16 protein-coding genes and 1 riboswitch are annotated in these 20,702 nt (G+C 52.1%); of the genes, 9 read left to right on the top strand and 7 right to left on the bottom strand.

The window, feature by feature from the left end; all coding sequences use genetic code 11:
* Window positions 1-136 precede the first annotated feature (136 nt).
* A complete protein-coding gene (locus tag B3355_RS00350) occupies window positions 137-676 on the top strand; it encodes a YaeQ family protein (RefSeq protein WP_292779033.1) in 540 nt (179 codons plus the stop codon).
* 46 nt (window positions 677-722) lie between these two features.
* On the opposite strand, the gene B3355_RS00345 is transcribed toward B3355_RS00350, so the two are convergent.
* From B3355_RS00345 to thiC, 4 genes are all read right to left on the bottom strand, one after another.
* Window positions 723-1,238 carry a hypothetical protein gene (locus B3355_RS00345; RefSeq protein ID WP_292779030.1) on the bottom strand — a complete coding sequence of 172 codons (516 nt, stop codon included), beginning with the start codon at window positions 1,236-1,238 and terminating at the stop codon, window positions 723-725.
* A gap of 123 nt (window positions 1,239-1,361) precedes the next feature.
* Entirely contained in the window at window positions 1,362-3,017 is a 1,656-nt protein-coding gene (locus B3355_RS00340) for a hypothetical protein (protein WP_292779027.1), read from the bottom strand.
* A gap of 98 nt (window positions 3,018-3,115) precedes the next feature.
* The gene (locus tag B3355_RS00335) at window positions 3,116-3,964 is read right to left on the bottom strand and encodes a hypothetical protein (RefSeq protein ID WP_292779024.1); all 849 of its coding nucleotides are present in this window, start codon (window positions 3,962-3,964) and stop codon (window positions 3,116-3,118) included.
* Window positions 3,965-4,131: 167 nt separating this feature from the next.
* Complete coding sequence (gene thiC, locus B3355_RS00330) at window positions 4,132-6,069, bottom strand: phosphomethylpyrimidine synthase ThiC (protein WP_292779021.1); 1,938 nt, start codon at window positions 6,067-6,069, stop codon at window positions 4,132-4,134.
* A gap of 31 nt (window positions 6,070-6,100) precedes the next feature.
* Window positions 6,101-6,213: riboswitch (TPP riboswitch) on the bottom strand.
* 151 nt (window positions 6,214-6,364) lie between these two features.
* On the opposite strand from thiC, the gene B3355_RS00325 reads away from it, so the two are divergent.
* From B3355_RS00325 to B3355_RS00315, 3 genes are all read left to right on the top strand, one after another.
* Entirely contained in the window at window positions 6,365-6,775 is a 411-nt protein-coding gene (locus tag B3355_RS00325; RefSeq protein ID WP_019880883.1) for a hypothetical protein, read from the top strand.
* Between the two features lie 197 nt (window positions 6,776-6,972).
* The gene (locus B3355_RS00320; protein WP_292779018.1) at window positions 6,973-10,677 is read left to right on the top strand and encodes a PAS domain S-box protein; all 3,705 of its coding nucleotides are present in this window, start codon (window positions 6,973-6,975) and stop codon (window positions 10,675-10,677) included.
* On the top strand, window positions 10,674-11,672 hold the full coding sequence (locus B3355_RS00315; protein WP_292779015.1) for a response regulator: 999 nt from the start codon (window positions 10,674-10,676) through the stop codon (window positions 11,670-11,672). Before B3355_RS00320 ends, B3355_RS00315 begins: the two co-directional genes overlap by 4 nt.
* 45 nt (window positions 11,673-11,717) lie before the next feature.
* Here the strand turns inward: B3355_RS00315 and gatB are convergent, their stop codons facing one another.
* Genes gatB through gatC form a run of 3 tightly spaced genes read right to left on the bottom strand, consistent with a single transcriptional unit; the run spans window position 11,718 to window position 14,967 of the window.
* Window positions 11,718-13,163, bottom strand: coding sequence for an Asp-tRNA(Asn)/Glu-tRNA(Gln) amidotransferase subunit GatB (gene gatB / locus B3355_RS00310; protein WP_019880880.1), 1,446 nt, complete (start codon window positions 13,161-13,163; stop codon window positions 11,718-11,720).
* A complete protein-coding gene (gene gatA, locus B3355_RS00305) occupies window positions 13,164-14,645 on the bottom strand; it encodes an Asp-tRNA(Asn)/Glu-tRNA(Gln) amidotransferase subunit GatA (RefSeq protein ID WP_047515487.1) in 1,482 nt (493 codons plus the stop codon). It abuts the gene before it with no gap.
* 34 nt (window positions 14,646-14,679) lie between these two features.
* Window positions 14,680-14,967 carry an Asp-tRNA(Asn)/Glu-tRNA(Gln) amidotransferase subunit GatC gene (gene gatC, locus B3355_RS00300; protein ID WP_024930282.1) on the bottom strand — a complete coding sequence of 96 codons (288 nt, stop codon included), beginning with the start codon at window positions 14,965-14,967 and terminating at the stop codon, window positions 14,680-14,682.
* A 129-nt stretch (window positions 14,968-15,096) separates the two neighbouring features.
* Here gatC and B3355_RS00295 point away from each other — a divergent pair, with 129 nt between their 5' ends.
* The 5 genes from B3355_RS00295 to rodA all read left to right on the top strand — a co-directional run bounded on the left by B3355_RS00295 (window position 15,097) and on the right by rodA (window position 20,695).
* Complete coding sequence (locus B3355_RS00295; RefSeq protein WP_018985380.1) at window positions 15,097-16,140, top strand: rod shape-determining protein; 1,044 nt, start codon at window positions 15,097-15,099, stop codon at window positions 16,138-16,140.
* A gap of 525 nt (window positions 16,141-16,665) precedes the next feature.
* A complete protein-coding gene (gene mreC, locus B3355_RS00290) occupies window positions 16,666-17,187 on the top strand; it encodes a rod shape-determining protein MreC (protein ID WP_292779003.1) in 522 nt (173 codons plus the stop codon).
* On the top strand, window positions 17,184-17,660 hold the full coding sequence (gene mreD, locus B3355_RS00285; RefSeq protein WP_019880875.1) for a rod shape-determining protein MreD: 477 nt from the start codon (window positions 17,184-17,186) through the stop codon (window positions 17,658-17,660). Before mreC ends, mreD begins: the two co-directional genes overlap by 4 nt.
* Before the next feature lie 4 nt (window positions 17,661-17,664).
* On the top strand, window positions 17,665-19,605 hold the full coding sequence (gene mrdA, locus B3355_RS00280) for a penicillin-binding protein 2 (RefSeq protein ID WP_019880874.1): 1,941 nt from the start codon (window positions 17,665-17,667) through the stop codon (window positions 19,603-19,605).
* Window positions 19,598-20,695, top strand: coding sequence for a rod shape-determining protein RodA (gene rodA, locus B3355_RS00275; RefSeq protein WP_024930280.1), 1,098 nt, complete (start codon window positions 19,598-19,600; stop codon window positions 20,693-20,695). The genes mrdA and rodA overlap by 8 nt, the downstream gene beginning before the upstream one ends.
* The last annotated feature ends 7 nt before the right edge of the window (window positions 20,696-20,702 follow it).

Below are 20,702 nucleotides of genomic sequence, written 5' to 3'. Positions count from 1 at the left end.
TATTTTACATGGGCAGCTTAAAGAAGCAAGCAATTTGTTGTAGCCTGGCAGATACATACGTCGCCAGCCCCATGTGCACGCGCATGTTTGCTATACTCGCAGCACTTTTACTTTTATCACTCAAGCCCACTGACGCATGGCCCTGAAATCCACCATTTATAAAATCGATGTCAATATTGCAGACATGGATCGGCACTATTACCAGCAACATCATCTTACGCTGGCCAAACACCCGTCCGAGACCGATGAACGCTTGATGGTGCGCCTGCTGGCCTTCGCACTATATGCAGAGGAAACGCTGCTATTTGGCAAAGGCCTGAGCGAAGATGATGAGCCCGACCTCTGGCAAAAAGACCTGACCGGGGCGATTGAACGCTGGATTTGCGTGGGCTTGCCTGATGAGCGCGACATCCGCAAAGCCTGCGGTCGGTCGACGCAGGTAGTGCAAGTGCTCTATGGCGGCAGAACGGCGGATATGTGGTGGGATCAGAACCATAAAGCAGTGCTCAAGCACGACAATGTGACCGTGATTAATCTGCCCGAGACTGAGCAATTGGCGGCCGCTGCTGCGCGCGGACTGACGATCAGCTTTACCATCCAGGACCGGCAAATCCTGGTCAGTTATGAGGGCGGTAGTTTTGAGCTTAGCCCGATCTGGTTAAAAGAAGCCCGTTAAATACAAAAGCCAGCAATGCTGGCTTTTGTATTTCATCAGTCGATGTTTACGGAAAGAGCCGATGCTCTGCTGGCCAGACACCACTATACATGGCCTCCGGATGATGTCGCATCAGCCGCTGACGCACCTCACTCAGCCGGCGCAAGGGCACAGACACAATCATCAAGATATTGCCCTGCTCAATTTGGGCAGAATATGACTTGATCCGGTAACTGGGCGCGGCTGTCGCCACCGTCGCTGCCCAGGCAGCACATGACAAGGCGCCTAACACCATGCAATACGGGATCACCATCAACGTGACCTCACCAAACCACCAGGGCACCAAATAAGCCAGCATGCCGCCAAACAGCCCGAACACGGCACCAAACACAAAACCCGCCATCGCGCTGTAAACCACATCAGACTTTTCTACCGCGTTGGCTTTTGGCAAGTTACCCAGGGTCTGCTCATTTTTTGCATGAAAATGAATATGATCTTCATCAATGCGTTCCAGCAGCAACTCATTCATCATGGCTTGCGCACTTCTAATATTGGGTAAAACAAAATAGAGCCTGCGTCTCATGTCGTTCTCCTATCAATATTGCCAGTTTTCGCTGGTTTTACTTTGATAGTGTTTAAGCACAAAGATTCACTTTTTAACAACTGTTGGACTTGGCAGTATTGTCATCCATCTTTGAGCATCGCTTTATCGATCATCCAGCTTACCGACCCAGACACTGCGCAGCTTGGCCAATTTATAGCGCAAGCCTGCGCCCTCGTTGGAAAGTGCATCCAGAAACAATGACAGCCGCCTGGATTTAATGACGGTGTAAAACGTGAGCAAGCTGACCGGGATAAACACGACCGAAAAATAGGCCAGTTTCTCCAGTGTGCTGGATTGCGTAAGATCAATCAAGTTCATACCCAGCAAACCTGTGGTCATGGTGCCAATCAGGCCCAGAATCGTCACGACGGTCAGACGGACAACGGTGTCGGCCTGGCGCTTGATTTCCTCGCCTTCCAGATACTCGGCCATGTCCATAATGCGGCGGCGGGTTTTTTCAAACAGGCTCACCGAATCCAGTTGTTTCAGCATCAGTGAAAACAGGTCTTTAGCCACAGCCTGGTCTGAGACGTTTTCAAACCAATAGCGATGCGTAAAACGTAAAAACACCGCAGTAGCATTACGGATACGGTTGCGGAAATTTTTCACCGAGTCTTCGCTCTGGATATCGAGGCGGCTAATAGCTTGCACCATGCGGTCTGACAGCATCAGCAAAGCGGCTTTTTGAAAATGTGCGATTAAAAACAGCAGGAAATACTGGTTCTGGTAATGACGCTTGATACCGGTCCGCTCATTGGTAAATACGCGGTGCTGATGACTGCCGACGACGACAAAATTTTGCCCGGTACACATGATGCGGGTAGTACTCCACGGGTCTTGCCGGGCTTCGTCCCAATAGCGGTCATAGCAATTATGCTTTTCGAATTCCTGCAAAAAGTGTTCGGTAAATGGCAGGGTTTCTGAATGCCAGGGTTGGCACACCAGGCCAAGGCGGATCAGGTCGCCCCGACTCAGCTGGCTGACATCATCAAACGACAGGTAGGCCATCAAGGGCATGCGCTGGTACTCAATTTCACGGTAGCGTAAGGCTCCGGCCTGGTCGGAATAATGGGGCACCAAAGGATGCAGCAACGCCAGCCAGTGCAATGACACGCAAGGCACATGGTTTTCTTTCACATAAGAGAGATAACGCGCTTTGTCTTCATAATCAGAGCGCGCAAGCACCTGACCCTGCTGATCCAGCCATTCAATCAACTGGGCACAGTGACCGCCTTCGCCCGTATCATCCCAATAGTTAGGGTAAGTCCGGCCCAGGCGGTACATCACCTCCATGGCAGATTTCAATGGCAGGTCTTTACCTGTCACCTCAAATGCCAGCATGGCGACATCAATATCAAAAAAGAAATACAACTCGACGTGAGACACCCGCAGGACGATGGGCTCAGGCTCGTCATGCAGGGTAATACGCACCTGGTGAATATCGCTACGCGTGAAAATATGGATGGGCGACTCACCATAGCCGCCAGACTCACGACCATGTTTGCCTTCACCATACAAAAAGCGCTGGGCAAACGGCAAAAACGTCACAAACTCCTGATAGCGTGCTTCGCTCAAATACGGAGAAGCCTGCAGAAACTCGTCTTGTATCTCAACCCACGGCGAGTCAGGCGCGGCTTTTAGCAGTTGCCAGGGACAATGCACCTCGCCAGCACTGTGCTGGTCTGTCATCAACTGTATCGGCCACAACAATGTCTGCCGAAAATCCCTTACGATACTGCTTTGCAGGTTGTCCGCCATGATGGATGCCCTTTAGCCGCTTGAGTAGATGGTGGACTATAACGCGGGTTGCTATGACAGAATCAGGGAATAAACGCCGCAAATACCTGCCAAATAATTCATCCGCAATGCCGGTATAAGTCCATCATGGTGCGCCCGGCATTCACCAGCTCATACACCAGCGTGCCTGCACCAGTAAATACAACGAGCAATACCGTCGCCAATACCACCTTACCGGTACTGAGTGCATGGCCTTGCAGATACAGCGCCCATAGCCGACCTGACCAGATCAGCAGAATAAGCAATGCCAGCAATTGCAGTCCGGCCGCCAGCTTAAACAAGGGCCGGTCGGTTGCCTGCAGATAAATGGCCTGCAACGCCGCTAGCTGAGATTGTAGTTGTGTGCCCAGCTGCGCATTGGGACTCACGTCACCCGTCTGGGCATTGGTCGCGCAAAGCACGCCTTGCTCCAGCAAGGGCTTGAGGTCTGCCATACCTTTTTCCAGCGCTATCCACGATTTTGCGGTCACCGGGTCAGCCAGGCTGATATTGGTGAGCGAGGCAGCAAGCACCTGTATCACCAGCATGACGCCGCAAGCCGCACACATCACCCCGAAAAAGCGCTGAAAACCACTTTGCACCCCTGCGACTTTAGCCGCCAGATAAGCCAGCGCCGACAAACCCAATAATTCGAACAATAACCGTACCGCCGCCAGCGCATGTGCGGCCATGCCAGCTTCATCACTGGCCAATTGCACAGGATTGGTCATTTCGGGAAACACCACCGCCAGCACAACCGCAATAGTGAATGAGAGTAACAAGAATGCAATCGACTGCTCCAGCCTGGTTTTGGCATCGTCAGTCTGCAAATGGTCACGCACCAGTTGCTTTGGCTGCGTCAGCAGCTGGGTAAAACTACCCAAATAAGCAGGTAATTCTTTCAGCACATTATCCAGAATAGACGACATGGCACACCCCTTTGGCATAGATAGACAAACCTTAACACCGTTACCGTGACTGATGTTGTGCCCCAGGCACTTTGCAGAAAACAGGCCGCATATTGTCTGGCACGTGTCGCAAATAGCCATAAAAAAAGCCAGCATCGCTGCTGGCTTTTAAGCGTTAATCAGACTGGTTACACCTTCTGATAAACCTCGCTCCCTTTTTTCACGAATTCAATCGCTTTTTCCTGCATACCTTTTTGCAGGGCGGCTTGTTCATCAACCCCCAGCTTATCCGCATAATCACGGACGTCTTGTGTGATCTTCATCGAGCAGAAATGTGGACCACACATGGAGCAGAAGTGGGCTTGTTTAGCGCCCTCTTGTGGCAAGGTTTCGTCGTGGAATTCCTTGGCTTTTTCCGGATCCAGGCCGAGGTTAAACTGGTCTTCCCNNTCATGAAATTCGCGGGCTTTTTCAGGATCGAGGCCGATATTGAACTGATCTTCCCAGCGGAATTCGAAACGTGCTTTTGATAAAGCATTGTCACGAATTTGTGCGCCTGGGTGACCTTTTGCCAAGTCTGCAGCGTGCGCAGCAATCTTGTAAGTAATGATACCCACGCGTACGTCTTCTTTGTCCGGCAAGCCCAAGTGCTCTTTCGGGGTGACGTAACACAGCATGGCACAGCCGTACCAGCCGATCATGGCGGCGCCGATACCGGAAGTGATGTGGTCATAACCTGGTGCAATGTCGGTAGTTAAAGGCCCCAATGTGTAGAATGGGGCTTCGCCACAGTGTTCCAGTTGCAGGTCCATGTTCTCTTTAATCAGGTGCATCGGCACGTGACCTGGGCCTTCAATCATGCACTGTACATCGTGCTTCCAGGCGATTTGTGTCAGTTCACCCAATGTTTTCAACTCGGCAAACTGCGCTTCGTCGTTAGCGTCATAGATAGAACCAGGACGCAAGCCATCACCCAGTGAGAAGGACACATCGTACTGCTTCATGATTTCGCAGATATCTTCGAAGTGCGTATACAGGAAGGATTCTTGGTGATGCGCCAAACACCATTTCGCCATAATCGAACCACCGCGTGACACGATACCGGTCATACGTTTTGCGGTCATCGGGATGTACGCTAAACGCACACCTGCATGAATGGTGAAGTAGTCCACACCTTGCTCTGCCTGCTCGATCAGCGTATCGCGGAAGATTTCCCAAGTCAGGTCTTCGGCTTTACCGTTTACTTTTTCCAAGGCCTGGTAGATAGGCACAGTGCCAATCGGCACAGGTGAGTTACGGATAATCCACTCACGGGTTTCGTGGATGTTTTTACCAGTAGACAGATCCATTACGGTATCGCCGCCCCAACGCGTGCCCCATACCATTTTCTCTACTTCTTCAGAGATCGAAGAACCGAGGGCTGAGTTACCGATGTTGGCGTTGATTTTGACCAGGAAGTTACGGCCAATAATCATCGGCTCGATTTCAGGGTGGTTGATGTTGGCTGGGATAATGGCGCGGCCACGGGCCACTTCGTCACGTACAAACTCTGGCGTAATCACGGCTGGAATGCTGGCGCCATAATTCTGGCCAGGATGCTGTGTTTGCAGCAATTCGCTCATATTTTCACGGCGCTGGTTTTCGCGGATGGCGATAAATTCCATCTCCGGCGTAATGATGCCTTTACGCGCATAGTGCATCTGGCTCACGTTTTGGCCAGCCTTTGCACGCAATGGTTTACGGTGCAGGTTAAAGCGCATTTCTGCCAACTGTGGATCTACCAGGCGCTGATGACCAAACTCAGAGGTCGGGCCATCCAGTTGCTCCACATCGCCACGCTCCATGATCCATTGGGCACGCAAGGCTGGCAAACCATTACGGATATCAATCTCGACCGTCGGGTCAGTGTAAGGGCCTGAAGTGTCGTAGACCACGACGGGTGGATTGGTATCACCGCCAAAACTGGACGGTGTATCACTCAATGAAATTTCACGGAATGGCACCTGGATATCAGGGCGGGAACCTTCAACGTAGATTTTGCGCGATTTGGCAAACGGTTTGGTAGCAGCTTCGTCAACTTTAGCATCAGCGTTGACGAACTTGATATTTTTATCAATAGCGTTCATTGGCATCCTTAAAAGAAAAAGACGTAAGGATGCATGTGAAGGTTTGCATTCCCTACGGTGGTATTAACCACATCAGGTTCGAAGGGTAACTCTCACTGCAAAACCTGGAATAAATCAAGGATGTACAGACCCCTAGCAACGGACGGATTGTGCGCGAAAACACCTGATAACGCAAGCAAAACAAAGTTTTGCAACTGCCTGCCATTGACAAATAGACAGACCTGTCTACAATCATGTCACCCGACTATAAAAACATACGGGATTTATTTCAATCAGGAACTCAGGAGAGATCATAATGGAAGCTTTACTCATAGGGGCCGTGGCCTGTACTACCGCTTTAATTCTGTCAGCGTGGTTGATGACATTCGCGCGCTGGTTTCCCATCAAAGGTATAGATGGCGATTTTCTGGTCGATTACAAAACCATGATCCGCGCCCACGTTGACTATGCCTTAATGGCCTTGTTTAACCTGGGATTTTTTGGGGCGGCCAAAGCGGCAGGCGTTGAGTTGCACTATTTTGCCTGTGTTTGCGTGGCGATTGGTGGCTTTACTAACCCGACCGTGTTTGTGATTGCGGCGTTTGACCCGGACTTCTGGAGCAAAACCAAGTGGAAAGTATTTTCCGCCATCAGCTTCGTCATCACCACCGTCGGTTTTATGACCATTTGCTACCAGTTGATTTGCCACGCGCTTTGCACGCACTAGCATGGATTGCTTTGCGCCAAAAAACCCTGCTTCGGCAGGGTTTTTCAATCAGGCTGATCGCAATATCAATCAAAACGAGCAGTAATTTAAAAAACTAAGCACCGAACCTGCAATTATTCCGCTATTTAGTGCAGAGCTGTACCCGCTAGACTATACGTGGGAAGTAGTCAAACAGGGACTCACAAGGCAAATCAAGCATGGATTGGTACGGTATTTTCTTTTTCAGAGCAGGCGCTCCAACCGCCCTGCTCTATGGCAGCTATGATGATTGGCTGGTGGTGTTATCGGCCGTGGTCGCCATCGGCTCCTCTATTCTGGCCCTGCAATTAACGCGCCTGTCACAAAAACAGACATCTGTGGTTTCACGCCGGTTTTCGATTATCGCCAGCTCAGTATCATTAGGTGCCGGCATCTGGGCCATGCACTTTATTGGCATGCTGGCCTATCAAATCTGCACGCCGGTTTCCTATTATCCCGATGCGACCCTGGTCTCTATGATGCCAGGCATTCTGGCGTCACACTATGCCCTGAGCCTGATGTCTGAAAACCAGATCGACTACCGCAAATTGATTAAAGGCGGATTTGCCGTCGGCGCAGGCATTGGTGCCATGCATTACATCGGCATGCTCGCCATGCGCATGGAGCCTGTGCTCAAGTTTGACCTGGTATGGGTATTGGTTTCAGTGGTGGTCGCCGTGGCTTTATCCACGCTGTCCCTGTGGACAGGCATCTTTTTAAACCAGAAAGGCAAAATCCCGCCCAAAGTGAGCATCATCCTGGGCGGTGTGCTCATGGGCAGCGCCATCACCGCCATGCACTATACCGGCATGGCGTCTGCGCGCTTTCTGGGCGAAGCGAAACCCGGCTTTAACCCGGATGACAACCAATCCATCACCATGGCACTGGGCATTACGCTGGTCACTATCCTCATCGGCATCATCGCCACGGCGATTAACGCCCTGATACGCTACCGGCAAATGCTGGCGACCATCCAGGCCAGTGAAACACGCTTGTCGACCATTCTGGATACAGCCGTAGACGGTATCGTCACCATCAATACCACTGGCGAAATGATCGCCTGCAATGACGCCGTCGAAAAACTGTTCGGCTGGACCAAAGCAGAAATGAAAGGCAAAAATATTTCCCTGCTGATGCCAGAACCGGACAGCTCCAATCACCTTTATTACCTGAAAAATTACCAGGCAACGGGCCAGGCAAAAATCATGGGCGAAGGCCGCGATCTGGATGCCATGCGCAAAGATGGCTCAACCTTTCCGATCAGGCTGGCGATTGGTGAAGTCAAGCTTGCCAATGAAACCTTATACGTGGGCTTCATCACCGACCTCAGCCTGCGCAAAGCTATTGAAGAGTCTGTGCGACAAAAAGATCAGCAGATTCAATCTATGATGAACAATATCCCAGGTGTGACGTTTCGCGTCAGCCTGGCGGACGACTGGAGCATACAACTGATCAGCGATGCTGTGCTGCAGATGACAGGCTGGCCAGCGCAGGACTTTCTCAGCGGACAATTACGCTTTTCGCCCTTGATGCATCCTGACGATATCGCACGTGTGCGCCCGATTGCGGCAAAAGCCATTGCCAAGCTTGAAAGTTTTGAAGTGGAGTTCAGGATCACGGATCGCAACGGTAGTGAAAAATGGGTATCAGCATTCGCTTCCCCGCTGCTGAATAAAGACGGCATACCGTATGCCATGGATGGCGTACTGCTGGACATCACCGAGTCCAAGCAGAAAAATGCCGAATTCGAAGGCATCGTCAATGCGATCAATTACTCCACCAGCGTGGCCGAATTTACTATCGACGGCTTTGTGATTTCCGCCAACCAGAACTTCCTTGACCTGCTTGGCTACCAGGCCGACGACATCGAAGGCCGTCATCACTCCATTTTCTGCCCGCCCGACTTTGCCCTGACCGACACCTACAAGAAAAAATGGTCATCCTTGCGCCAGGGTGAGTTCGTGCATGGCGAGTTTTTGCGTTATGGCAAAGCGGGTAAAACGGTTTGGATCAACGCCTCATACAGCCCGATTCGCGATGTCGATGGCAAAGTGATTAAAGTACTGATGTTTATGATGGACATCAGCGAACGCAAGCAAATGGAACAGGAAATGCGACAGGCAAAAGAAACCGCTGAACAAGCGGCTAATGCAAAAAGTACGTTTCTGGCCAATATGAGTCATGAGATTCGCACACCGATGAATTCCATTATCGGCTTTAGCGAATTGCTGCTGGATACCGCCATGCAACCGGAACAGCGCAACTATTTATCCACCATCAGCCAATCCGCCAAGTCCTTGCTGCATTTGCTCAATGATATTTTAGACAGTGCCAAACTGGAAAAAGGCATGCTGGAGCTGGAGATGCTGGATTTCTCCATGCGCGAAATGGTAGATAGCCTGATCTCATCCCTCTGGTTACAGGCGCGCAAAAAACAGTTGGACTTGCGGCTGAATTTAGCCCCGGAAACCGCTGGTTACTACATCGGCGCCGAGCATCGCATTCGCCAGGTGCTCACCAATCTGCTGGGCAATGCGATTAAATTTACCGAAAAAGGTCATGTTGAACTCAATGTGCACCTGACACCGCAAGGCGAAGTGCAATTTGACATCATTGATACTGGCATCGGCATTGATGCAAACCGGCTGGATGTGATTTTTGAGCCATTTACCCAGGCCGATGCTTCAATGAGCCGCCGCTTCGGTGGCACCGGACTGGGCACCACCATTAGCAAACAATTGGTAGAGTTAATGGGTGGCCGCATTACCGCCAGCAGCAAAATTGGCAACGGCAGCTGTTTTTCAGTGATTTTGCCGCTCACTGAAGGCCGCGCGCCAGAAAACTCAGTACAAAATAATGCGTTAGCATTGACCTTGCCCGCACTGAAAATTCTGGCTGCAGATGATATTGAGCAAAACCGCAGGCTATTAAACATTGTGCTGGAAAAACAAGGCCATCAACTCACCCTGGCCAGCAATGGTCAGGAAGTCGTCGACGCCTGGCAAACCCAGCCGTACGACGTGATTTTGATGGATGTCCAAATGCCTGTCATGGATGGCCTCAGCGCCAGCATGCATATACGCGCATTAGAGCAACAATCCGGCAGGGCCAGAACGCCGATTATTGCGCTGACAGCCAGCGTGCTTGATCAGGACCGGGTAGCCGCCGCCGAAGCCGGCATGGATGGCTTTGCGTCCAAACCGATTGAACTGCCATTATTACTAGCAGAAATTCAGCGTGTATTACAACTGGAACCTGTGGCAATGGCCACCGACACCACCCCATCGCCGCCCGTAACGGCGCATTTCGACCTGAAAAAAGGTATCCAGTTGTGGGGTGACCAGCAAACTTACCTGCATGAAATCAATGTTTATGTGCAAGAATCACGCAAGCACATCACTACCCTTAAGCACGCAATCGCAACGCAGGATTACGCCACGGTGAAGCAACTCGCGCATGCTAATAAAGGTGTCAGCGCCAATCTCGCCCTAAGCAACATTCAGGACAGCTATCACGCACTGGAACAAGTGAGCGAGGATCAGTGGCACACCTGCACTGCACTGGTGACTCAGTTGCAAACACACGTACAGTCACTGCATGCGTCCATCACACCCTTGCTATTACAGCAGGCAGTGACCGCCTCTACGCATGAAGCTCAACTGCCAGCTGCGCAACTATTAGGCTGGCTGCAAGAACTACGTACACTGATCGTCATGAATGAGCTGGATGATGCGCTCGTCAGCAAACTCGTTCAGCATGCCCCTGCAGCGTGGCGCCAGGCCTTGAATACCATTGCGCAGCTATTGAATGATTTTGACTTTGAGCAAGCGACCATGCATATTGACCAGCTACTGGCAATCCAGACCCAGGAGACTTCCTCATGATGGACAACAGCGCGCAACAAGCAAAAATTCTGATTGTTGACGATGAACCACTTAACCTTAAAGTGTTGAAGCAGGTGCTACAGGACAATTACCGTTTGAGTTTTGCCAAAAACGGTATGGACGCATTGGAGTTGGTCAAAAAAGAAAGACCCGGCCTGATTTTGCTGGATGTGATGATGCCAGGCATGACTGGCTTCGAAGTCTGTAGACAGCTCAAAAGCGACCCGGAAACCAACACCATCCCGGTCATTTTTGTCACCGCATTGGCGGAAGAGGCCGATGAGTCTGAAGGCTTTGCCGCAGGCGGTGTGGATTACATCAATAAACCGATTTCACCCGCCCTGGTGCGAGCACGCGTCAAAACGCACTTATCACTGGTACATATCGACGAACTGAAACGCACCCACCTGGAACTGATCCAGCGTTTAGGCCGCGCTGCCGAGTTCAAGGATAATGAAACCGGCATGCATGTCATGCGTATGAGTCATGTGTCTGGCAGACTGGCCTTGCAAATGGGTATGGATCCGCATTTCTCCGAACAATTGATCCATGCTGCGCCCATGCATGACATCGGCAAAATTGGCATTCCTGACCATGTATTGCTCAAACCAGGAAAATTGAACGATGAAGAGCTGGAGTTAATGCGGAAGCACCCGGAAATGGGTGCAAAAATCCTCGACAATTCCACATCCCCCCTGATCAAGCTGGCACACTCCGTCGCCCTTTACCACCATGAAAAATGGGATGGCAGCGGTTATCCGTTCGGCTTAAAAGGGGAGGCTATTCCGGTGGAGGCCCGCATTGTGGCGGTGGCTGACGTATTTGATGCCTTACTCAACAAGCGCCCCTACAAAGAGGCCTGGCCTGTGGAAGATGCCATTGCAGAAATTGAAGCCAATCGTGGCAAGCACTTTGACCCGGCTGTCGTCGACGCCATGTTGCAGTGCCTGCCAGATTTGATTGCCATTAATAACAACTGGCTTGAAGAAGAATAAGGTCCGTCCATATTATCCTGCCATACCACAGCAGGATAATCCGCTTTAGCCCAGTTTAGCCTTAAGCAGTTCGTTGACTTGGGCCGGATTGGCCTTGCCTTTGGAGGCTTTCATACATTGGCCAACAAGCGCATTAAAAGCTTTTTCTTTACCGGCTTTGTATTCATCCACCATCGCCTGGTTAGCGGCCAGTACTTCATTGATAATCGCTTCAATGGCGCCAGTATCAGAGACCTGTTTGAGGCCTTTGGCCTCAATAATGGCATCCACTTCGCCCTCACCGGCCCACAAACCTTCAAACACCTGCTTGGCGGCATTGTTAGAGATAGTGTTATCAGCAATACGCTTGAGTAAAGCAGCCAGCTGCACAGCAGACAACGGGCTATCAGCAATGGCTTTTTCTTCGGCATTCAGCTTGGCTGACAACGCGCCCATCACCCAGTTAGCGGCCTGTTTAGGCTCAGCACCAGCATTGACCACAGCAACGAAATAATCGGCCAGACTGCGTGAGGCCGTGAGGGTGCTGGCATCATAACTGGAGAGTTGGTATTCACTGCTGAAGCGCGCTTGCAAAGCTTGCGGCAGTTCTGGCATCTCGGCCTTCACACGTGCCTTATCTGCTTCGGTGACTTCCAGCGGCAATAAGTCAGGGTCTGGGAAGTAACGGTAATCGTTGGCTTCTTCCTTGCTACGCATGGCACGCGTTTCACCCGTATCCGGATTAAACAGCACGGTTGCCTGCTGAATGGTGCCGCCATCTTCCAGCGTCTCAATTTGCCATTGTGTCTCGTACTCGATTGCCTGCTGCATAAACTTGAACGAGTTGAGGTTCTTGATTTCGCGACGGGTACCTAATTTCTCAGTGCCTTTTGGACGCACCGACACGTTGACATCACAACGGAAACTACCTTCTTGCATGTTGCCATCACAGATACCTATCCATTGCACCAGTTCATGCAATTTCTTGGCATAAGCCACCGCTTCCGCTGCGCTGCGCATATCTGGCTCAGTCACAATTTCCAGCAACGGCGTCCCTGCACGGTTGAGATCTATGCCGGACATGCCTTCAACCGCATCATGCACCGATTTACCGGCATCTTCTTCCAGATGCGCACGCGTGATGTTAATGACTTTTTCGTAGGCTTCGGTACTTTTAGTCGCAGGCACCTGGATGGTGATTTTGCCTTTACCGACCACCGGCAACTCAAACTGGCTGATCTGGTAGCCTTTAGGTAAATCCGGATAAAAGTAATTCTTGCGGGAAAACACACTGCGTGGCGCCATCTCAGCATCAATCGCCAGGCCAAACTTAATGGCACATTCGACGGCTTCTTTGTTCAGTACCGGCAATACACCGGGTAAAGCGATGCTCACTTCGCAAGCCTGTGTATTTGGCGCAGCACCATAGGTGGTCGAAGCGCCGCTAAACTGTTTAGATTTAGTTTGTAACTGAGTATGAGTTTCCAACCCGATGACGACTTCCCACTGCATTTAAATTCCCTCCGGCATACGTGTGTGCCAGTCTGTCACTTGTTGATAAGCGTGGCCGATCTCCAGCATGCGCGCCTCATCAAAATAATTACCGATAATCTGCAAGCCTACCGGCAAGGACTTACCTTCTGAGTTAGCCGCAAAACCAGCTGGAATACTCATGCCTGGCAAACCGGCCAGGTTAACAGCGATGGTATACAGATCTTCGAGGTACATGGCGACCGGGTCACTGGTCTTCTCTCCGGCCTTAAAGGCTGTCGAAGGGGCAGCTGGCCCCATGATCACATCACAGTGCTTAAATGCTTCGACAAAATCTTGCGCAATCAGACGGCGAATTTGCTGTGCTTTGAGATAGTAAGCATCGTAATAACCGGCACTTAATACATACGTACCAATCAGGATACGGCGTTTGACCTCGGCACCAAAGCCTTCGGCGCGCGACTTCATATACATTTCCATCAGGTCGTTGTATTCGGCAGCACGGTGGCCATAACGTACACCGTCAAAGCGTGACAGGTTGCTGGAGGCTTCTGCCGGAGCCAGCACGTAATAGACCGGAATCGACAGATTGTTATTAGGCAAACTGATTTCTACGATTTCGGCGCCCAGCTTTTTGTATTCGGCAATGGCGGTTTCGATGACCTTGGCCACATCGGCACTCAGGCCTTCGGCAAAGTATTCTTTAGGCAGGCCTATGCGCAAACCTTTGAGTGGCTGCTCGCCGGTCAGGGCAGCCAGGCCGCGGGTGTAGTCTTCTTTTTCACGATTGACGCTGGTGGAGTCACGCTCATCAAACCCCGCCATGACATTCAGCATGAGTGCACAGTCTTCGGCGGATTTGGCCATCGGGCCCGCTTGGTCGAGTGAAGATGCAAACGCAATCATGCCGTAACGCGACACCAGGCCATAGGTGGGCTTGAGGCCAGTAAAACCGCACAAAGAGGCCGGCTGGCGGATGGAGCCGCCGGTATCGGTGCCCGTCGCAGCGGCACACAAACGTGCGGCCACCGCGGCGGCAGAACCGCCTGAGCTACCACCCGGCACACGGTCAAAGTCCCACGGGTTTTTCACGCCACCAAAATAGCTGGTTTCGTTGGAGGAGCCCATGGCGAACTCGTCCATATTGGTTTTACCCAGGTTCACAGCGCCTGCAGCATCAAACTGGCTGATGACATGTGCATCATACGGAGAGATAAAGGTCTCCAGCATTTTTGAGCTACAGGTGGTGCGCCAGCCTTTGGCACAGAAAATGTCTTTTTGCGCCAGCGGGATTCCGGTCAGCGGGCCGAAATCACCAGTGGCAATGCGTGCATCAGCTGCCTTGGCCTGCGCCAGCGTTTTATCCTCGTCGATGGTGACGTAGGCATTAATGGTCGGATTGAGCTGCGTCATGCGCTGCAAATAGGCTTGCGTCAGCTCGACACTGGATACTTGTTTGCTGGCCAACTGCTGGCCCAGCTGCTTGAGACTGCTGTTAATCATAATAAGAACCGTAAAATCGCGTAGAAAACCGCTGTTATTCGATGACTCTTGGCACCAGGTACAGACCATCCTGTGTTGCCGGGGCAATAGACTGGAACAGCTCGCGCTGGTTCGTTTTGGTGACCACGTCTTCACGCAGGCGCTGCGTCACGTCTTGCGAGTGCGACATAGGGACAATGCCTGTGGTGTCGACCGCCTGCATTTGCTCGATCAAACCGAGGATGCCGGATAGCTTGTTCAGGGTTTCCTGCGCTTCACTCTCGCTGACCTCAATACGGGCCAGATGAGCGATACGCTTGATATCATCTAGATTCAGTGCCATGTTCTGGTTAATTGTCTGTAAGATTTTGAAAGCACATCTTAATTTCATGTGCGTTTTGCGCTATTATACCTTGATTTTATGCCGCACTTAGCGAGCAGTTCTAAAGTCGGAAACTTCACAGGATAAAACATGTTCGGTTCACTCAACAGCTACTTCTCCAATGACCTTGCCATTGACCTTGGCACCGCCAACACCTTGATCTACGTGCGTGGTAAGGGCGTCGTTCTGGATGAACCGTCGGTGGTGGCGATTCGTACCGAAGGCGGCCCCAACGGCAAAAAGGTGTTACTGGCCGTCGGTTCAGATGCGAAAAGCATGCTGGGCCGTGCACCAGCCAATATCCAGGCCATCCGCCCGATGAAGGACGGTGTGATTGCCGACTTCACCATCACCGAGCAAATGCTCAAGTTTTTTATCCGTAAAGTACACGAATCCCGCTGGTTCTCCCCTAGCCCACGCATCATTATCTGTGTGCCGGTAGGCTCCACCCAGGTTGAGCGTCGCGCGATTAAAGAATCCGCTGAGCGCGCCGGTGCCAAACAAGTGTTTTTGATTGAAGAACCCATGGCTGCTGCGATTGGTGCCGACATGCCAGTCGCTGAAGCGACAGGCTCCATGGTGGTGGATATCGGTGGCGGCACGACCGAAGTGGGCGTGATCTCACTGGGCGGCATTGTGTACGCCAAGTCTGAGCGTGTCGGTGGTGACAAGTTTGACCAGGCGATTATTGACTACATCCGCCGCAACTACGGCATGCAAATTTCCGAGCCAACCGCTGAAGCGATCAAGAAAAGAATCGGCTCCGCCTTCCCGGGTTCTGAAGTGTTGGAAATGGAAGTCACTGGCCGCAACCTGGCAGAAGGCTTGCCACGTAAATTCACTATCTCCAGTAACGAAATCCTGGAAGCCCTGACCGAACCATTAAACTCTATCGTTGGTGCGGTAAAATCTGCCCTGGAACAAACCCCACCAGAACTGGGTGCCGACATTGCCGAAAAAGGCATGGTATTGACCGGTGGTGGCGCCCTGCTGCGTGACCTGGATCGCCTGCTGGTGGAAGAAACCGGTTTGCCAGTGATCGTGGCAGAAGACCCACTGACTTGCGTCGCACGTGGCTGTGGTCGCGCACTGGAAGAAATGGACAAGCTGGGCAACGTTTTTGCTAGCGAATAATTCGGGGCAACGATGGCGCGCACCCGATTATGCTAAAAGGCATACACCAACAGCTTGATCCGCAGGAGTCCCCGGCTTTTTTTATCCAGGGACCTAAGCCTTTCTCACGCCTGATGTTTTTTTGCACGCTGTCACTGGTCATGATGGCGGTGGACGCGCGCTTTGACTACCTGAGCCAGGTCAGGCAATGGTTCAGCACCGCCTTGCACCCCCTGGAAGTGCTGGCCAGTGCACCTAATGAGTGGGGCCGCAACATCAACACCTACTTCACCTCACACAACCAGCTGATTCAAGACAATTTCAAACTCAAGCAGCAGTCACTGATAGACAATGCCGCCTTGCAGCGCCTGGCGACCGTGGATGCTGAAAATGCACATTTACGCACACTGCTGGCGGGCGATGCACCGATTATTCCACAGGCTACCCTGGGCGAAGTATTGCACATGGGTCGCGACCCGTTCAGCAACATCATCACGCTCAACCGTGGCAGCCGCCATCACATTACGCCTGGCCAGGCCGTAGTCGATGAACANNCAGATTGAGCGCAACCAGTTGCGCGCGATTGCCTTTGGTGAAGGCAAGCGCAACACGCTGGACATTCCCTACCTGCCGACCAGCGTGGATATTAAAGTGGGCGACAAGCTGGTCACATCCGGTATTGATGGCGTCTACCCGGCGGGCTTAGCCGTCGCCGTGGTCACCCAGATCAAACAAAGCCAGGATTCGCCTTTTGCCAAAATCATTAGCCGCCCGATTGCTGGCGTGAATAACCACAAGCATGTGCTGATCCTCAAAGTACCTGAGTCACCCGCCATTAACCCATCCAGCGAAAACAAACCGGTGTTGCCGCGCAACAACGCACAGCATCTGGATCAATCGGTAGTTGAAGTGCTGCAAAAAAATAATGCCGCGGTTGACCCGCACCCGGCGACCGAAACGCCTGTGCTGGACTCCCCCAGCACCGAGCCTGGCGCCGCTGCAGCCACCTCGGGTGCAGCCCCTGCCCCTGAAAACACCACGGCCCCTGCCGCGCCGGAGCACCCATGAAACCGGTAAAATTCAGCACTTTCCTGTTCACCATGTTGGTCGGGCTGATATTCCAGCTCTACCCTTGGTCTAACACCGGTGTCATTATCCGCCCGGACTTTTTGCTGGTGATCATGATTTACTGGGTGCTACAAGCCCCGTATCACTGCAATATCGGCTGGGTCTGGTTTGCCGGGTTACTGGTCGACTTATCCACTGGCAGCCTGCTGGGCCAACACGCGCTGACATTTGCCATCACCGCTTTTCTGGGCCTGATTTACCAACGGCGCCTGGTGCTATTTAACCGCTGGCAACTGTATTTGTACGTGATATTCCTGTTTGGGGTACAACGCGGGCTGATTTTACTGCTCAAACTGTTTGCTGGCGGCGAGCTGCCGGACTGGACCTACAGCCTGCCCGTGGTTTCCGACCTGATATTGTGGCAATTCATGATTATCTGGTTTGGCGAGCTGACCCGCCCGAAGAAGTTATAAGCACATGGGGTATAGCACTGAACTCAAAAACCATCAAAACGAACAGCACAAGTTCCGGGTTCGTCTGGTTTTTCTGATATTAATGGTCCTCAGCGCGTTCTCCGCGCTGCTTGGTCGTTTCTATTTCCTGCAAGTCTACCGCTATGATTACTACCAGACGCTGGCAGAAAATAACCGTATTTCGATTGTCCCGATCACACCCAACCGCGGCCTGATCTCGGATCGTAATGGCATTATCCTGGCACATAACTTTTTTGTGTATACGCTGGAAATCACGCCGTCTAAAACCGATGGCTTGCAGGACACCATTGCCGAATTGGGTGCACTGGTTGAAATCTCGGCCTCTGATTTAAAACGCTTTAAGAAGTTGCGCGCGCAGAGTCACACCTTTGAAAGTATCCCGATCCGCACCCACCTCAACGAATATGAAGCGGCCAAGTTCGCCGTCAATCGCTTCCGTTTCCCAGGCGTTGAGCTCAAATCGCGCCTGTTCCGCCATTATCCATATGGCACCTTGGGCACGCATGGCATCGGCTATATCAGCCGCATCAATGAAAACGACCTCAAACAGCTCAAAGAAAGCAACCAGCTGTCGAATTACAAAGGCACTGAGCACATCGGCAAAGCCGGGGTCGAGCAGGCTTATGAAGAAGACTTACATGGCATCACCGGTTTCCAGCAGGTAGAAATTGACGCCGATGGCCGCGCGGTGCGTGTGCTATCCAGCGCATCGCCCACCTCAGGCAACAATATTGTGCTGTCTATGGATGCCAAAATGCAGGAGATCGCCGAGCATGAGTTTGCTGGCAGACGTGGTGCATTAGTGGCGATCCAGCCAAAAACCGGCGAAGTGCTATCTATGGTGAGCATGCCGTCGTTTGATGCCAACCTGTTTGTCGATGGCATTGATTTTGACAACTGGAACAACCTCAATAACTCACCAGACAAGCCTCTGATTAACCGCAGCCTCAAGGGCATCTACCCACCTGGCTCGACATTTAAACCATTCGTTGCACTGGCAGGCCTGGAATCCGGCAAACGCCAGCCACCCTTTACCATTAGTGACCCCGGCTATTTCACCCTGCCCAATAGCCGCCATCGCTACCGGGACTGGAAACCGTCCGGCCATGGTGCAGTGGATATGCGCAGGGCGATTACCGTCTCTTGTGACACTTTTTTCTACGGCCTGGCAGTTGAGCTCGGCATTGAGCGCCTGACAGATTTTGTGCGCCATTTTGGCTTTGGTGAAAAAACCAATATTGATATCCAGGGTGAGTTGTCCGGTCTGTTGCCAACCCCTGCCTGGAAGCAAAGGCGCTATAAACAACCCTGGTACATGGGCGAAACCGTGATTGTCGGTATCGGCCAGGGCTACACGCTGGTGACGCCCATGCAGCTAGCCTATGCCACGGCCACGCTGGCCAACAACGGCAAGGCGATTCGTCCGCACCTGGTCAATGCCATCGTTAACGCCAAAACCAACCAGGTGAAAATGTTGCCGCACATCATTGCCGACCAGCTCAACTTGAGCGCGCAGAATCTGGATATTGTGAAACTGGGCATGATGGATGTGACCCGCCCAGGCGGTACCGCTGCAGCAATCGGCGCCAATGCCGGCTATGACATCGCGGCTAAAACGGGTACTGCACAAGTGGTCGGCATCAAGCAAAATGAAAAATACAACGAAAAACTGATTAATGAACGCCACCGCGACCATGCCTGGTTTATTGCCTATGCGCCAGCCGAAGACCCAAAAATTGCCGTGGCGGTGATTGTTGAAAACGGCAGCCACGGTGGCTCTACCGCAGGCCCCATTGCCCGCAAGGTGATGGATTATTACTTGCTGGGCAAAGTCCCGGTGGATCCGGCAGCGGCACAAGCTGCAGCGGCGGCAGAAGCAGCTGTCGTCAACGCACCAGAAGTCGAGGAGGAGCCTCATGATTAGACAATGGATAGGCCATTTTATCCGGCATATCGACTCGATTTTGCTGGCCACGGTGCTCATGGTGCTGGTGGTAGCACTCATGGTACTTTACAGCGCCTCGGGCCAGTCACTGCTTAAGGTGAATGCGCAGTTAATCAACATTGTGGTGATGTTGGGGGTGATGTTCCTGGTCGCCAATACCCAGCCACAACATATAGAACGCATTGCGCTACCGGCCTACCTGCTCGGGCTGGCCTTGCTGATTGCGGTAGCACTGGTCGGTGATATCAGCCACGGCGCACGACGCTGGCTCAACCTCGGTGTGACCAAAATCCAGCCGTCAGAACTGATGAAACTGGCGGTACCCATCATGTTGTCATGGTACTTTTCCAAACGTGAAAGTATGCTGCGTACCGCAGACTACATCGTCGCTGGCGTCATTTTGCTCACGCCCGTGTTGCTGATTGCCAAGCAACCCGACCTCGGCACAGCCACGCTGGTCTTTGCGTCAGGCTTTTATGTCATTTTTCTGGCAGGGCTGAGTTGGAAGTTTATTTTGGGCAGCGCTGTTGCCTTCGGTGCCGCATTGCCAATTCTGTGGTCCATGCTGCATGATTACCAGCGTCGTCGGGTGGAGATCCTGATTGATCCCAGCCAGGATCCACTAGGCGCTGGTTACCATATTATCCAGGCTACCATCGCCATTGGCTCTGGTGGTACCACTGGCAAAGGCTGGCTCAATGGTACGCAGTCACAACTCGACTTTGTGCCAGAAAGAACGACCGACTTTATTTTTGCGGTGTTTGCTGAAGAGTTTGGCCTGGTTGGCTGCAGCCTGTTATTGCTGTTGTTCACCATTATTATCGGCCGCGCCTTCATTATCGCGTCACAAGCCAAGAGTACCTTTTCGCGTTTGCTGGCGGGTAGCATCGCCGCCACTTTCTTTACTTACTGCTTTGTGAATATGGGCATGGTGAGCGGTATCCTGCCTGTGGTCGGCATTCCATTACCACTGGTGAGCTACGGCGGCACCTCACTGTTAACCCTGGGCCTTAGCCTGGGCTTGCTGATGAGCGTTCAATCGCACAAACGCTTGGTGGCGACGGATTAAGCGCGTA

This window comes from Methylophilus sp. UBA6697, assembly GCF_002454655.1.
Classification (GTDB): domain Bacteria; phylum Pseudomonadota; class Gammaproteobacteria; order Burkholderiales; family Methylophilaceae; genus Methylophilus.
The sequence above is the reverse complement of the archived record's forward strand: the minus strand, read 5'-3'. Positions and strand labels throughout refer to the sequence as shown.